Origin of the sequence: Sphingobium rhizovicinum (assembly GCF_042647625.1) — a bacterium.
GTDB lineage: Bacteria > Pseudomonadota > Alphaproteobacteria > Sphingomonadales > Sphingomonadaceae > Sphingobium > Sphingobium rhizovicinum.
Genome location: NZ_JBHRVU010000004.1, coordinates 2,233,133 through 2,248,033, shown reverse-complemented (window position 1 = coordinate 2,248,033; position 14,901 = coordinate 2,233,133). Strand labels below are relative to the sequence as shown.

13 protein-coding genes and 1 tRNA gene are annotated in these 14,901 nt (G+C 62.8%); 7 read left to right on the top strand and 7 right to left on the bottom strand.

Annotation, left to right across the window (positions count from 1 at the left end):
- Positions 1-54 precede the first annotated feature (54 nt).
- Positions 55-792 carry a peptidase gene (locus tag ACFOKF_RS12005; protein ID WP_380795891.1) on the top strand — a complete coding sequence of 246 codons (738 nt, stop codon included), beginning with the start codon at positions 55-57 and terminating at the stop codon, positions 790-792.
- Positions 793-798: 6 nt separating this feature from the next.
- Here the strand turns inward: ACFOKF_RS12005 and ACFOKF_RS12000 are convergent, their stop codons facing one another.
- The 3 genes from ACFOKF_RS12000 to gyrA form a co-directional block, all read right to left on the bottom strand.
- A complete protein-coding gene (locus ACFOKF_RS12000) occupies positions 799-1,152 on the bottom strand; it encodes a YbaN family protein (protein ID WP_380795890.1) in 354 nt (117 codons plus the stop codon).
- Positions 1,153-1,343: 191 nt separating this feature from the next.
- Entirely contained in the window at positions 1,344-1,691 is a 348-nt protein-coding gene (locus tag ACFOKF_RS11995; protein WP_380795889.1) for a DUF952 domain-containing protein, read from the bottom strand.
- A complete protein-coding gene (gene gyrA / locus ACFOKF_RS11990; protein ID WP_380795887.1) occupies positions 1,688-4,384 on the bottom strand; it encodes a DNA gyrase subunit A in 2,697 nt (898 codons plus the stop codon). Before gyrA ends, ACFOKF_RS11995 begins: the two co-directional genes overlap by 4 nt.
- A 292-nt stretch (positions 4,385-4,676) precedes the next feature.
- On the opposite strand from gyrA, the gene ACFOKF_RS11985 reads away from it, so the two are divergent.
- Entirely contained in the window at positions 4,677-5,951 is a 1,275-nt protein-coding gene (locus ACFOKF_RS11985) for a hypothetical protein (RefSeq protein WP_380795885.1), read from the top strand.
- An 86-nt stretch (positions 5,952-6,037) separates the two neighbouring features.
- The gene (locus ACFOKF_RS11980) at positions 6,038-7,282 is read left to right on the top strand and encodes a tetratricopeptide repeat protein (protein WP_380795884.1); all 1,245 of its coding nucleotides are present in this window, start codon (positions 6,038-6,040) and stop codon (positions 7,280-7,282) included.
- A gap of 54 nt (positions 7,283-7,336) precedes the next feature.
- Here ACFOKF_RS11980 and ACFOKF_RS11975 read toward each other — a convergent pair whose 3' ends face one another.
- Positions 7,337-7,810, bottom strand: a complete 474-nt coding sequence (locus ACFOKF_RS11975) for an Lrp/AsnC family transcriptional regulator (RefSeq protein WP_380795882.1) — start codon at positions 7,808-7,810, stop codon at positions 7,337-7,339.
- 204 nt (positions 7,811-8,014) lie between these two features.
- Between ACFOKF_RS11975 and ACFOKF_RS11970 the strand changes: the two genes are divergently transcribed.
- The 4 genes from ACFOKF_RS11970 (at position 8,015) to ACFOKF_RS11955 (ending at position 12,598) form a co-directional block, all read left to right on the top strand.
- Positions 8,015-9,778: a sensor histidine kinase gene (locus tag ACFOKF_RS11970; RefSeq protein ID WP_380795880.1), complete on the top strand. Its 1,764-nt coding sequence runs from the start codon at positions 8,015-8,017 to the stop codon at positions 9,776-9,778.
- Between the two features lie 47 nt (positions 9,779-9,825).
- Positions 9,826-10,863 carry a polysaccharide deacetylase family protein gene (locus ACFOKF_RS11965; protein ID WP_380795879.1) on the top strand — a complete coding sequence of 346 codons (1,038 nt, stop codon included), beginning with the start codon at positions 9,826-9,828 and terminating at the stop codon, positions 10,861-10,863.
- A 27-nt stretch (positions 10,864-10,890) separates the two neighbouring features.
- Positions 10,891-10,966, top strand: a tRNA-Ile gene (locus ACFOKF_RS11960).
- A gap of 93 nt (positions 10,967-11,059) precedes the next feature.
- Positions 11,060-12,598 carry a DUF6538 domain-containing protein gene (locus ACFOKF_RS11955; protein WP_380795878.1) on the top strand — a complete coding sequence of 513 codons (1,539 nt, stop codon included), beginning with the start codon at positions 11,060-11,062 and terminating at the stop codon, positions 12,596-12,598.
- A gap of 313 nt (positions 12,599-12,911) precedes the next feature.
- Here the strand turns inward: ACFOKF_RS11955 and ACFOKF_RS11950 are convergent, their stop codons facing one another.
- From ACFOKF_RS11950 to ACFOKF_RS11940, 3 genes are read right to left on the bottom strand one after another with little or no spacing between them, the layout of a single operon-like run.
- The gene (locus ACFOKF_RS11950; RefSeq protein ID WP_380795876.1) at positions 12,912-13,763 is read right to left on the bottom strand and encodes a hypothetical protein; all 852 of its coding nucleotides are present in this window, start codon (positions 13,761-13,763) and stop codon (positions 12,912-12,914) included.
- Between the two features lie 10 nt (positions 13,764-13,773).
- Positions 13,774-14,379 carry a hypothetical protein gene (locus tag ACFOKF_RS11945; RefSeq protein WP_380795875.1) on the bottom strand — a complete coding sequence of 202 codons (606 nt, stop codon included), beginning with the start codon at positions 14,377-14,379 and terminating at the stop codon, positions 13,774-13,776.
- The gene (locus tag ACFOKF_RS11940) at positions 14,379-14,888 is read right to left on the bottom strand and encodes a hypothetical protein (protein ID WP_380795873.1); all 510 of its coding nucleotides are present in this window, start codon (positions 14,886-14,888) and stop codon (positions 14,379-14,381) included. Before ACFOKF_RS11940 ends, ACFOKF_RS11945 begins: the two co-directional genes overlap by 1 nt.
- Between the last annotated feature and the right edge of the window lie 13 nt (positions 14,889-14,901).

Below are 14,901 nucleotides of genomic sequence, written 5' to 3'. Positions count from 1 at the left end.
TCGATCCCGACGACTCGGGCATCGCAGCAGAGAAGAAGCAGGAGGCCGGGGGCCGTGACTTATTGTGTGGCCGTGCGCGTGGACCAGGGACTGGTCATGCTGTCCGACACCCGCACCAATGCGGGCATGGACAATATTGCGCGTTTTCGGAAGAGCTTTACCTATCATGTTCCCGGCGAACGGGCGATCACTCTGCTGTGTTCGGGCAACCTGTCCATCACCCAGGGGGTGAAGGCGGTGCTGAGCAAGGCGATTCGCGAAGCTGAACTCAATCCCGACGTCGAAACCATCCTCAATTGCGACACCATGCATCGCGCCGCCCAGATTGTGGGCGACGCCATGCGATCGATGCAGAGCAAATATCGCGAAAGCATCGAAATGGGCGGATCGGGCGCCAGCGCGTCGATCATGATCGCGGGCCAGCGCCGGGGCGGCAAGCCGCGCCTCTACCTCATCTATTCCGCCGGCAATTTCATCGAGGCGACGGAGGACACGCCTTTCTTCCAGATTGGCGAGCATAAATATGGCAAGCCGATCCTGGACCGGATCATCAAGCGCGAAACCAGCCTGGAAGATGCGACCAAGGCAGTTCTGGTGTCGATGGATTCGACGCTGCGCTCCAACCTGTCGGTCGGCATGCCGCTCGATCTGACGGTGATCCCGACCGACGCCTATGATTTCCGCGTCCGCACCCGGATCGAGGCGGATAATGAGGAGTTCGCCATGATCTCCCAGGGCTGGAGCGCCGCCCTGCGCAAGGGGTTCGAAGATCTGCCCAACGTGCTGGATTAAGCGGAATCAGGCTTCCGGCCGGGTCCATATCCATGAGCCGCCGATCAGCGCGGCGGCGATGGGGACCAAAAACCATGGCCAAGGTGAAAAGATCAGCGCCAGCACCGCGCTGAAGGCAAAGGCGCCAAGCGCTGCCTTCTTGCCCCGGCGACTGATCGCGCCGCGCGTCCGCCAGCGGCGGATATGCGGACCAAAATGCTTGTGATCCAGTAATTTGGCCTCCAGTCGCGGGCTGGAGCGCGCAAAGCAGAAGGCCGCCAGAATCATGAACGGCACGGTCGGCAGCAATGGCAGAAACGCCCCGATCGCGCCAAGCCCGATCGAAACGAAACCCGCGATAAGATAGAAATAGCGCCGCATGAACTTCCCGCTGCCAATGCTATTGCTTCGCAGGCGCGAGGGTGAATGGCAAGGCGGATATGGGGTAGAGGGGATGGGTACGGTTCGGTCGGCTGGAAACGGAAGGTCTTGTTCCGCTGAAATGCGAGAGAAGAAGCGGAGCCCCCGGATCAGGTCCGGGGTGACGTAAGCTGGGAGATATTCCGGCGCGCTTAAAAGCCGGCCGGAAATAGATGTGCGCCGTCGTCGCCGAGGCGCAGGACGACCTTGCCGGCCACGGCGCTGATCGGCAGGTCGCCATAGAGGTGGGGGAAGAGCGCGCCGCCGCGTGAGACTTCCCATTTGATCGCGTCGCCAAAGGGCGCGAGGTCGATCATCAGCATGACGAGGCGGTCCTGTCCCGCGAAATGCTTGGCGACCGTTTCGGCCGCCTGATCGCGCGTGGACATGTGAATATAGCCGTCGGTCAGGTCGATCGGTGCGCCCTTGAACACAGCATCGGCCTTGAACTGGTCATATTGTTCCGCCGTCAGCACCTTATAGGCGAAGAGGTCGCTCATGCCTCCCCATTTCCCGAACCGGCTTCCGATGCGTCGGGGGTTTCGCCATCTTCGCTTTCCTCGATCTTCGCCGCGCTGACGACATGTTCGTTATCGGCGACGTTGAACAGGCGCACGCCGGCAGAGTTGCGGCCGATGACGCGCAGGCTGTCGAGGCCCATGCGAATGAGCTTCGCCTGATCGGTGACGAGCATCAGCTGATCGGCCTGGGTGGCCGAGAAGCTGGCGACGACGCGACCGTTGCGGGCGATATTGTCGATATTGGTGATGCCCTGACCACCGCGCCCGGTGCGGCGATAGTCATAGGCCGACGACAATTTGCCATAGCCGTTGGTGCAGACGGTCAGGATGAACTGTTCCGCTGCCGCAAACTGTGCGGCACGTTCGGCGGGCAGGGTGGATTCGGCTTCATTGCCCTTCCACGCGGCGGCGCGCAGATAGGCTTCGCGCTCGTCCGCAGAGGCGTCAAAACCCTTGAGGATCGAGAGTGAGATGACCTGATCGTCATCCTTGAGCGTCATGCCGCGCACGCCGGTCGCGGTGCGGCTCTGAAATTCGCGCACGTCGGTCGCAGCGAAGCGGATCGCCTTGCCCTGACGGGTGGCGAGCAGAACGTCATCCTCTTCGGTCAGCAGGGCGACGCCGATCAGGCGATCTTCGCTGCCTTCGTCGAAGCGCATGGCGAGCTTGCCATTGCTGGGCACATTGGCGAAGGCGTCCATGCTGTTGCGGCGCACCGTGCCGGTCGCCGTGGCGAACATGACGTGCAGATCCTTCCAGCTATCCTCATCTTCGGGCAGCGGCAGGACGGTCTGGATGGTTTCGCCCGGACCCAGCGGCAACAGATTGACCATCGGCCGGCCGCGCGTCGCGGGACCGCCTTCGGGCAGGCGCCACACCTTCATGCGATAGACCTTGCCGGCGGTCGAGAAGAACAGCACCGGCGTATGGGTCGATGTCACGAAGAGTTCGGTGACGGCGTCCTCATCCTTGGTCGCCATGCCCGAACGCCCCTTGCCGCCGCGTGCCTGCGCGCGGAAGCTTTCCAGCGGGGTACGCTTGATATAGCCCTGTACCGTGACGGTGACGACCATCTCTTCGCGCTCGATCAGGTCTTCGTCATCAATGCCGTCGGCCGCGGCGGTGATTTCCGACAGGCGCGGGGTGGCGAATTCGCGTTCGATCGCTTCAAACTCTTCGCGCATCACGGCGTAGAGCTTCACGCGGTCGGCGAGGATGGCGAGATATTCGGCGATGGCTTCGGCCAGTTCGGCCAGTTCCTTGCCGATTTCGTCACGGCCGAGCGCCGTCAGGCGATGCAGGCGCAGGTCGAGGATGGCGCGGACCTGAATGTCCGACAGCTTGTAGATGTCGCCGCTGATTTCCGTCTCGATCGCTTCGACCAGACGCAGATAGGGGGCGACTTCGCCGATCGGCCATTCGCGGGCGAGCAGCTTTTCACGGGCTTCGGCCGGGCTGGACGAACCGCGGATGATCTTCACCATCTCGTCCAGGTTGCTGACCGCGACGACGAGGCCGAGCAAGATATGCGCCCGGTCGCGCGCCTTGTTCAGTTCGAACTTGGTGCGGCGGGTGATGACCTCTTCGCGGAACTTGACGAAAGCTTCGATGATGTCGCGCAGGCCCAGCAATTCGGGGCGGCCGCCGCGAATGGCGAGCATGTTTGCGGGGAAGCTCGACTGGGCGGGGGTGTTGCGCCACAACTGGTTGAGGACGACGTCCGGCGTGGCGTCGCGCTTCAGGTCCATGACGATGCGCACGCCTTCACGGCTCGATTCGTCGCGAATGTCGCTGATGCCCTCGATCCGCTTGTCCTTGGCGGCTTCGGCGATCTTTTCTACCAGGCCGTTCTTGCCGACTTGATAGGGGATGGAGGTGAGGACGATGGAGCGGCGGTCGCCGCGGCCTTCCTCCACATCATGGCGGGCGCGCATGATGATCGACCCCCGTCCGGTATGATAGGCGCTGCGCGCGCCCGACTGACCCAGGATCAGCGGCGCGGTCGGGAAATCGGGGCCGGGGACGATCTGGATCAGTTCGTCGGTGGTGATGCCGGGATTGTCGATATAGGCGAGGCAGGCGCGCAGCACTTCGCCAAGATTGTGCGGCGGAATATTGGTCGCCATGCCGACCGCGATGCCGCCCGCGCCATTGACCAGCAGGTTGGGGAAGCGGGCCGGCAATACCTGCGGTTCGCTTTCCGACGCGTCATAGTTGGGCGTGAAATCGACGGTGTCCTTGTCGAGATCCTCCAGCAGCGCGGTTGCCACCTTGGCCAGACGCGCTTCGGTGTAACGCATGGCGGCTGGCGGATCGGGGTCCATCGAGCCGAAATTGCCCTGGCCGTCGATCAGCGGCACGCGCATCGACCAGTCCTGGGTCATGCGGGCCAACGCATCGTAGATCGAGCTGTCGCCATGGGGGTGATATTTACCCATCACCTCACCGACCAGACGAGCGGACTTGCGATAGGGGCGATTATAGACGAAGCCCGATTCCTGGGCCGAGAAGAGAATGCGGCGATGCACCGGCTTCAATCCGTCGCGCACATCCGGCAGGGCGCGGGCGACGATGACCGACATGGCGTAATCGAGATAGCTGGTCTTCATCTCCTCCACGATGGAGATGGGGCTGATGTCCGAAGGGTCGGCGAGGGCAGTCTCGTCGGTCAATGCGATTCTCTTTTGTGGATGGATGCGTTCTTGGCTGATCCACTAGCCCAGCGAAACAAATCTGTCACCCCTTGGTCCGGGGTGCGGGCGCGCTTCCGCGCTTGCGCGTGCAGCCGGGGCGGCAGCGCGTGTGACGAATATTTGCAGGCGGAACGAAGGGGCCGCATAACTGTTGCAAATTCCGACAAGATAGGCTTGTTCAATGGCCATTCACGCGCCGCCCCCTAATCGGCGCTTAACCGCGAAAGGTCGCCTGATCCCCCTAGTCAGGCGCGCAGAGGAGATGAGGATCATGCGTTTTGTTACCCCGGTGTCGCTCGCGCTGGCTCTGGCGTTGACCGGCGGCGCCGTTTCGGCCCCCGCCTTTGCCGCCAAGAAGGAAGAGAAGAAGGCTGGTCCCAAGCTGAACGTATCGCCCGACGTCATCAAGGCGTTGCAGGCTGCGCAGAAGGCGGCCGAAGCGCAGGACTTTGCCGGCGCGAAGGCCGCTCTGGCCGAAGCCGACAGCAAGGCGCAGTCGAACGACGACAAATATCAGATCGGCGCGATCAAGCTGAACACCTCGATCGGCGCGAAGGATGCGGCGTTGCAAGGCGAAGCCCTGACGCAGATGCTCGACAGCGGCCTGACCCCGCCCGAACAGGCCGGCCAGTTCAACGCGATTGCTGCCGATCAGGCGTTGCAGGCGAAAAATTATGATCTGGCGATCCAGCGTGGCCAGGCGGCCGTTGCGGCCGGTTACAAGGCTGAAGCCGTTCAGCCGACCATCGCCCAGGCCTATTTCGGCAAGGCCGGCACCACCAACACGTCGGCCGAGCCGGCACGCGGCTTCACCCAGCAGGGCCTGACCGCGCTGAAGGCCGCCGCTGACGCGATGAAGGCCGCCGGACAGCAGGTGCCGGCGCAATGGTATCAGATCGGCGTTGGCCGTGCGGAAGGCGCCAAGTTGCCCGACGTGACCGAATGGGCCAAGATGGCCTATCAGGCCGAACCCAGCGGCCAGAATCTGCGCACGCTCGTCCGCCTGTTCCAGCGCGCCAACCCCAATATTTCGAATCGCGAAAATCTGGACGTTCTGCGCCTGCTGGGCGCGTCGGACGGTCTGGTGGTCGCTGGCGACTTTACCGAATATGCCGAAATGGCGTCGAAGACCGGCATCTATGGCGAAGTGAAGTCGGTGATCGACAAGGGCCGGGCGAAGGGCGTGCTGAACGCCAGCGCTGGCGCGGACCTCTATTCGACCGCCGTTCCCAAGATTGCGGGTGACAAGGGTTCGCTGGGTTCGGCCGAAGCCGACGCGCAGAAGGCCGCCAATGGCAAGATCGCGGCGGCCACCGCCGACGCCTATCTGGGCTATGGCGATTATGCCAAGGCGATTTCCATGTTCGACCTTGCCAAGCAGAAGGGCGGCGTCGACGCGGATGAAATCAACACGCGTCTGGGCATCGCCAAGACGCTGGCCGGCGACACCGCCGGCGCCAAGGCCGCGTTCGAGGCGGTGCAGGCCGGATCGCGCAAGCAGGTTGCGGGCCTCTGGATCGCCTATCTGGGCACCAAGGGCGCCTGACGCCTGATTGTTCGGGCGCGCCGCTTTCGGGTGGCGCGCCCTTTTCGATTCTGATCGTAATTTTGCTGGGGGAGGCCGGGACGGCCATGCGTATTCATCATCTTTTGTCGTCCCGTCTGGTGCTGGCGATCGCGCTTGCGGCATCGGTTTCAACGCCTGCTCTGGCGAAGAAGAAGCCGGTCGTCGCCGGCCCCCCGATCATTTTGTCGGATACCTTCCGCGCCAATGTGCAGGCGGCGGAAGCGGCGCTGAAGGCGCGGGATGCCGCTACCGCGGGCGCGCGGATTGCTGCGCTTAGCCCGACGACCGATTTCGAAGCCTATCTGGTGGCGGGCCTGCAGTTCCAGCTGGCGGCGCAGCGCGGCGACGTACAGGCGCAGCGGGTCGCACTGACCGATTTGTTCAAGACCACGTCGCTGCCGCGCACGGATGCGCCGCGCCTGCGCTTCGTGGCGGGCTATCTGTCCTATCGCGTCGGCAATTATGACGATGCCACGGCGCAACTCGATTACGCAAAAACGCTGGGCTATGACGGAGTCGATGCGACGATGCTGCGTGCGGACATCGCGCTGCGGCGGAACAAGCCCAAGGAAGCCCGCCCCTATGTGCAGGCGGCCATCGCTGCACAAAAGGCGGCCGGCAAGCCGGTGCCGATCGCCTGGATCGATCGCGCCATCTCCATGGCCTATCAGGCGGGTGACTGGACTGAAGTTGGCCAGCTTTATCGCGAACGGCTAGATCGGGAGGAAAGCCGGGAGGATTGGCGCGCGGCGCTGATCAACTATCAGACCGGGGCGACCCCTGAACCACAGTTGCAACTGGACCTTTATCGTTTGCAGGCCGCCAATGGCGCGATGGCGAGCGAGCGGGATTATCAGGCCTATGCGCAGGCGGCAGAGAAGGCGGGCTGCTATGCCGAAGCCAGGACCATTATCGAGGCCGGGCGCTCCGCCGGCAAGCTGACGCCGACCCAGCCGACAACCAGCCAGTTGCTGAAATCCGTGACGCCCAAGGCGACGAAAGAAATTGCAGCGCTGCCCGCGCAGGCAAAGAAGGCGGCGGCGGCGAGCAGCGGCAAGGACGCGCTGGCCGTGGCGGACAGCTATTTCTCGCTCAGCCAATATCCGCAAGCGGTGGAGCAATATCGCGCAGCGATCGCCAAGGGCGGCGTGGACGCGGACCGCGCCAATGCGCGGCTGGGCGTGGCGCTGGCGCGATCGGGCGATCTGGTCAATGCCCAGACCACGCTGGCGCTGGTGAACGGAAACTGGGCGCCGGTCGCCGGCTTCTGGGCGGCATGGGTGGCGGAAAAAAGCCGGAAGGCGGGCTAATCCGCCTTCCAGGGCGCGGCCCCAATCCCGCGCCGCGCGTCAGAACGGCCTGTTTCAGACCGGAAGGGGCACGCCCGGCAGGTTTTTCGAGGTGCGGATGGTCAGCGACGTCTTTACGCTGACCACATTGGGCGCGGGCGTCAGCTTGGACGTCAGGAATTGCTGGAAGCTCTGCAAATCCTTGGCCACGACCTTCAGAATGAAGTCGATTTCGCCGTTGAGCATGTGGCATTCGCGCACTTCGGGCAGGCCGGCGACATGGTCCTGAAACGCCTTGAGGTCCGCTTCGGCCTGGCTTTTCAGGCTGACCATCGCGAAGACGGTGATTGTGTAGCCCAGCAATGCGGGATCAACAACGGCGTGATAGGATGTGATGGCGCCAGCTTCCTCCAGCGCGCGCACGCGGCGCAGGCATGGCGGGGCGGTCAGGCCAACCTTCCGCGCCAGCTCCACATTGGTCATCCTGCCATCCCGCTGCAATTCTCCCAAAATTTGCAGGTCGATGTCGTCGATATTGGGGCCGGCCATTAGTGCGATTATTTCCTGTCCTGTTTGAAGCCTCTATCATAATAATGTTTCAGGGCATTGCAATTGTCCCACTATGCGACGGTCGTTTTTGTTCGCGGGTTCAGGCTCTTTCCCTTTTTTCCCCAAGCGCCTATCGGTAATGATAACGGCATCGAAAGGGCGATGGATCATGGTCCGCCTGACGATGCGCAATGGGGATTTTTCGTGCGTTTCAACGATCTCATGCAGACAGTGCTGGCGGCGGAAGACCGTGGCGATCTGGGCGGCGTGACATTGTGGCGCCAGTGCGTCGACCTGCTGGCGCAGCGCGACGCGGCCGGCCGTACGGACATGGACGAGCAGGCGCGTGAGGCGTTGCTGGATCGCCTTTCCGTACTGCGCACAAGGCTGAGCGAGACGCAGCGAATCGCAACCGTGGTGGAATTGGGCAGCCGCCTGCGTTCGCCCAGCCTGATCCGCTTCTTTGCCCGGGACCGTCCATCGATTGCCGCTGCGGCGATGGCGCGCGCGCAATTGCCCGACAGCGCATGGGTGGATGTGTTGCCGCATCTGACGCCGACGGCGCGGGGCGTGCTGCGCGGCCGGCGCGACATTGGGCCGGAAACGCGCAAGGCGCTGGAGGCGTTCGGCGCTCATGATCTGGTGTTGACGACCGTTCGGCAGGACATGGTCGGCGAACCCGACATGCTGCTGACCGCCGATATGGCCGCTGCGCCGGAGGATGAAGCGCAGGCCCATGATCCGGAGCCGCCGGTCAGCCTGGCGCCGGTCAGTCTGGCGTCAGTCAGCCCGCTTCGCGCCGCGCCGGGGAACGAAGGGCAGATTCGCAATCTGGTCGATCGCATCGCCCAGTTCACCAGCACCAGAAAGGCGGCTGATCCGGCGGCCGAGCCGGCATCGTCCCAAGGTGACGATGCGATTGCCGCGCCACGCAGTTTCGCCTTCGAAACCGATTCGGCCGGCATCATCCTGTGGATCGATCAGGGGCCGCGCGCGGCGTTGATCGGCCTGTCGCTGGGCGACATCGCTCTGGAAGGCGGCAGCGGACCGGACGGCCATGTCGCCGGGGCCTTTGCCCGCCGCAGTGGTTTCCAGCATGGGCGCTACACCATCGTGGGCGGTGCCATGGCCGGGGAATGGCGCCTGTCGGCCGCGCCCTTCTTCGATGCGCGGTCCGGCCGTTTTCAGGGCTATCGGGGGCAGGCGCGTCGCCCCTATCTGCATGAAGTCGCCAGCGAACCCAAGCCGTCGGCCATGGCGATCGCCGGCCTGTCCGCGGATTCGCTGCGGCAACTGGTGCATGAATTGCGCACGCCGCTGAACGCCATATTAGGCTTTGCCGAGATCATCGAACAGGAATTGTTCGGTCCGGCGGGGGACGAATATCGGGATATGGCCGGCAAGATCACGGTCGACGCCCGCCATCTTCTGGCGGCATTTGACGATCTGGATCTGGCTGCCCGCGTCTCTCGCGGGGATGGCGCCAGCGCGCCGCAACTGGTCGATCCCGCCTTGCTGGTGACGCAGGTGGCCACGCGCTTTAGCGAACAGGGCACTGCCGGCATCGACATCGCGATGGCGCCGGGCCTGCCGCAGGTGCGCGTCGATCCGGTGCAGGGCGAACGCATGGTGCAGCATCTTATCCGCACTTTGCTGTCGGTTGCGCCCGCTTCAGAGAAGCTGGTCGGGGCCTGCTGGTTCCAGCCTGACGGCGGCAGCGGGCATGTCGTGCTGGCGATCGATCGCCCGTCCAGCCTGGTCGGGATGGAGGAAACCCAGTTGCTCGATCCGGGCTATAGCGGGGAGCGGGACTGGGCGGACGGGCCGTTGCTGGGCATGGGCTTTTCGCTGCGGCTGATCCGCGGGCTGGCCTCCACCTGCGGCGGCAATCTGACGATCGATCCGGCGCGCTTGCTGTTGGCCATTCCGGCCGTTGCCGCCGTCACCGGCCTGGCGGACCAGGCCTGACGATAGCGGGAAACTCTATCGCAACCATTATGGGGTAGCGCAGGAGCATGACCGCTTCCCTATACGACGGCAATCTGCTGCAACCGCCTGCGCCGCAGGACATGATCGCGCTCGATCCCGCATTTGGCACGCGCTTTATGCTGTTCGTGGATACCGAGGAGGAATTTGACTGGGCGGCGCCGTTCAGCCGGACCGGACATGGCGTAACCGCGCTGGCCGGCATGGCGCGCGGGCAGGCCTATTTCGCGGCCGCAGGGGTAAGGCCGGTCTATGTGACCGACTATCCCGTCATCGACAGCGACGAAGCGGCGGCGATGATGGGGCAATGGGCCAGCGACGGCATGGCGGATATTGGCGCGCATCTGCACCCTTGGGTCAACCCGCCCCATGTCGAGGATGTGAGCGCGCCCAACAGCTATGTCGGTTTTCTGCCCGAAGAAGTGGAGCGCGCCAAGCTGGAGGCGCTGTGCAGCCGGATCGAGGCCCGTTTTGGCCAACGGCCGATCGCCTATCGCGCCGGCCGCTATGGCGTTGGCCGCAACAGTGCGCGGCTGCTGGAGGAGGCGGGCTTCAGGCTGGACAGTTCGGTGCGCAGCCGATTCGATTACAGCCATCAGCACGGACCCGATTTCCATGGTCTGCCGCAACATCCCTATTGGGCGGGGCCGACGCGCTCTCTGGTCGAATTGCCGCTTTCGACGGCCTTTGTCGGCCTGTTGCGCGGCGGCGGCGAGCGGCTGTACCGGGCGACGCAGGCGGTCGGGCCGCTGGCGGGAGCCTTATCGCGCGCGCGCATGTTGAGCCGGGTTCCGCTCACGCCCGAAGATGTGCCTGCACAAGAAGCGATTGCCGCGATCGACGCGCTGATCGAAGAGGGCGTACGCGTGCTCAATTTCAGTTTTCATTCGCCCACGCTGGAGCCGGGGCATACCCCCTATGTGCGCGATGCGACGGATATGGCGGCCTTTTATGGCTGGTGGGACCGGGTTTTGGCGCATCTGGCGCTGCGCGGCGTGCAGGCCGCCAGCCTGAACCAGTTGCTGGCCGCCATCCCCATGCGCACGAAGGCTTGCAAAGCGGCGTGATGCTGCCTAATCGCCTGATCCAGGGTGGGGCCTGTAGCTCAATGGTTAGAGCTGGCCGCTCATAACGGCTAGGTTGCGGGTTCGAGTCCTGCCGGGCCCACCATCGTCCCTAAGTCGTTGAACGGATTAGAAATTATTGAAATTTAGGGACTTTTTACAGGCGTCTGTTACATATGTAACAGTGATGGAAACGCCCATGTCCTATCTCGCCAAGCGTGGCGCTGTTTACTACTTCCGACGCATCGTGCCGGATGATTTGCGGCTGGCCCTAGGCAAACGCGAAATCATGCTGTCCCTGCGGACCAAGGATCGGGAGGATGCCAAGCGGCTAATCCCGAAAGAAATCATCAAATCTGACGCTCTGTTTGCCGCTGCCCGCAAGCAACTACAGCCCAATGCCATGCCTGCGCCTGCCGATAGTCCCTTTGCCAATGAGGCAAGGCGGGCAGCGTTTGAGCAGGCCGAACGCAAGATGCTGGAGGACCAAGAGCATTGGGAACAGACGGAAGGCGCACGGCAGGACTTTGCCGAACTGGAGTTGATCGACTGGTGGGATAGCCTGCCCGATACGCCCTTGGGTAAAGCCATCAAGGCGGATGCCGGGGAGCAGGTCGCCATTGCCAAGATGGAGGGCGAGCGGGCGGCCTTGGCTGCATTGAAAAGCCAGCGCGCATCGGAAGCTGAAAGTCAGGCCGTGGACTGCGAAAGCGGCAAGCCCGTTGCTGGCCGGGGCGTATATCTTGATACCGACATTGTGGACCTATGGGCGGCGGAACGGTCCCCGGCTGCTAAGACGAAAGACAGCTATAGGCGGGTGGCGGAATGGCTGCATGAACGCATAGGCCGCAAGTCTGTGGAGCAGTTTACCCGAAAGGACATGCTGGCTTTCAAGGATCGGCTATTGGCTGACGGCCAGACGCCCCAGAATGTAAATGTCAAGCTGGGCAATCTGCGGACCTTGCTGCAATGGGCCGTCGATAACGACTATGCCGAAACCAATGCAGCTATGGGTATCGTCCTGAAAGCGCCTGCCAACAAGCGCATGACCTATGGCCTTGCCGATCTACAGTCCCTCTTTAGCAGCCCGGTCTATGCCGATGGTGCTAGGCCAAAGCAGGGCCGGGGAGAGGCGGCTTACTGGCTCCCCGTGCTGGCGCTGTTCACGGGCGCGAGAATGGAAGAATTGGGGCAGCTACGGGTAGGCGACATTAAGCAGGCTGACTATCCGGATGCCGACAATAAGATGCGGTCATGCTGGGGGCTGCATTTCGTGGCCGATACTGATGACAATGGGCAAGTGACCCGGCTCAAAAATGCTGAGAGCGAACGCTTTGTGCCGCTGCATCCTGAGTTGGAGCGCCTTGGCTTCCTGAAATATGTGAAGGGGCTAACCGACAAGAAAGGCCGGATATTCCCTGAGTTGAAAGCCGGGGCTTATGGTCGTCAATCTGCCAAGTGGGGCGAGTGGTATGGCCGCTATGTGGATAGCGATACCGGCATCACTGATAGGCGTATCACCTTCCATTCCTTCCGGCATACCTTCAAGGATTACTGCCGTCTGGCCAGCATAGAGGAACCGCTGGCCAATCGCCTGATGGGGCATAAGACGCAGGGTGTCGCGGCAAGCTATGGGCTGGGCTGTGGCCTGCATAATCTGGTGCAAGCGATCCGCCGATACAAAGTCCCCGGCCTGTCGATCCCTGCCCCAAAACCGGCAGCAACAGATACACAATAGCGCCCCATATCAGCCCGTGGAGAGCCGATAGGAGGGTTTGGGTATCTGTGTTGCCGAAAGGTGGTTTCGCGCTTCTACGGTCTGTGGTTGAGCCGTGGAGTAGCGCAGGCGACTATATCAGGGTGCCGGTCTACGTTCCGCAGGAGCGGAGCCGCGCCCGTCTCACGCTGCCAGTCTATTCCGCGCTTCCCTGATGCGGGCATCCCGATCCACTATGCCGCGATAGGCAGGGACGGGCCGGAACGGGTGGAGCGGGCAGTTTGAGCAGGCGCAATCCGCGATCTGTTCCTTCCATGATCCTTTGGCCATCGGATCAAATGAGCAGTCCCGGCACTTGGCCGCGATAGCAGCCTGCCGGGTCAGGGCCGACATTATGCTTCCGGCCCCAGCGGGACGCCTGCCGCCTGTCGGGCCTTCTCGCCTGTCGGCGCGCGCTGGTAGCCGCTGGCCGTCTTGATGTAGCCGCTGCTGCCTGTCGCTGTGTCGGACCATGCCCTTGCCCGATATTCGGTCTGGGTCTGAGGGCGTCCGCTGGGCTGCTGCTGGGCCTCTCTGGCACGGGCTGGGGAGTATCCCATGGCGTTCCAGCCGGGGGCATATTGCGATGCCTGCTGGGCCGTGTCGGGGACAAGCTGGCTGCTGTTGCCCAGTGCACCCGGCCTGCCTGCTGCGGACCTTCAAGGGCGGCTTGATATTCCGATGGCGGGACCGGACTGGCTGCATCGGGAACGTCGGGCATTTCGGCAAAGGCATCTTCGCTAAAGCCCAAGGCATCCTCTATGTCCCAACCGGCAGCATCTTCCGCGCTGACTTCGCCATTCTGGACGGCCAGAGCCTTGGCATCCTCCAGTATCATGGGGGTGATGGCATCAAGGTGCGCCGTGTCGCCCGTTTCATTGAACGCCGCCAACGCCTTATCATAGGTCGCAATGGTCGCATCATCGCTGTTCTGGATCAGGTCTAGGGCAATCTCCATCATGGGACGGATGGCCGGAACCTTGTCGGCAAATGCGTTGAGGGCGAAAGTGTATGCCAGATTTGCAGGCTGGCCAGCGGCAATGCGCTGATTGGCGACTTCCTGCACGGTGCGGGGGTTGTGGCCGTGCAGGGCAATGAGGGAGAGCGCAGCGGATACCTTGGTACGGGCGCGGGCATCTAGGGTCATGATTATCCTTTCAGAATTTGAGATTGTTGGCGAGACATGTCGGCTCCCGCATGAAGGTCTGGGGTTCGTCGGCAGGGATGGCCCGGATCGGGGGCAGCTTCCCTTGGCGGACAGCGGCGACAAGAAACTGGTAGGTGTCACCGATCAGGCGGGCAGACAGGCAGGGCCGTCCTTCCGCTATCCAGACACGGAACACTTCATTAGCCGTGCGTCCCGCCTCGTTTTGACTGGCGTTGGACAGGCCGTGGAGTAGCGGGGTTTCACTGGGGCCGTTGAGCCGGGGCCAGCCCTTCGCATGGTCCTTGGCTGCATGAACCAATCGGACGGCAACACGGGCAACTTCATAGGGGATGCCTGCCGCTTCAATGGCAGCGGTCGCTTGCCCCTTCATCATCCATGCAGAGATTGCTGACCATTCCACATGCGTCTTGGCCCGACCGAAATATTCGCCGGTCCTGCCCTGTAGCGTTTCCATGGTGGTCGGCTGGCTGTTGATCCTCCCGGCCTGATGAAACGGATTGTGCCGGGGCTGGGGAGCGCCTGTCCTGCGAGGGTTCTTCAAGTCATAGACATGGCCGTCAACAATCGGGCCATGCCGGTCATGGGCGCGGTGCATTAAGCCGCTTCCGCCCTCACATATCCCCGCTTCACGGCAAGGAAATAGCGAGACAGGGCGGCAACAGGATGGCCGGGAGCAAGGGCCATGATCCGATCCGGTATGACTTCGGGGCGGGTGAGCAGATACTCCATCGCGTCATCAGGCAGGCGGCGGAAGCCATCGACCTTTGTGACCTTGGGCGCTGTCGTCTTGGTCACGGGATCATAGGCCCGCTTGGTATAGCTGATGGTGAAATTCATGCGGAGCAGGTTGCGTTCCGGGTCATCCGGGTAGGTGACGCTGATGTCAGTGAAGGATGCCAACCGTTTATCGCGGGCTGCGGTGACTTCATCAGCCAGTGCAGCGGCATAGCGTTCCTGTGCATCGTCAATGGCGGCGGCAATTTCCTTGGCCTTGGCGGATGCAGCCTTGCCGATAGCGGGGATCGCAGCTTCAACCTTAGCAAGATCGGAGCGCAGGGCAGCAATCTCACTGTGAATATCAGCGGATAGGGTGGAATGGGTCATGATGGTTCCTTGT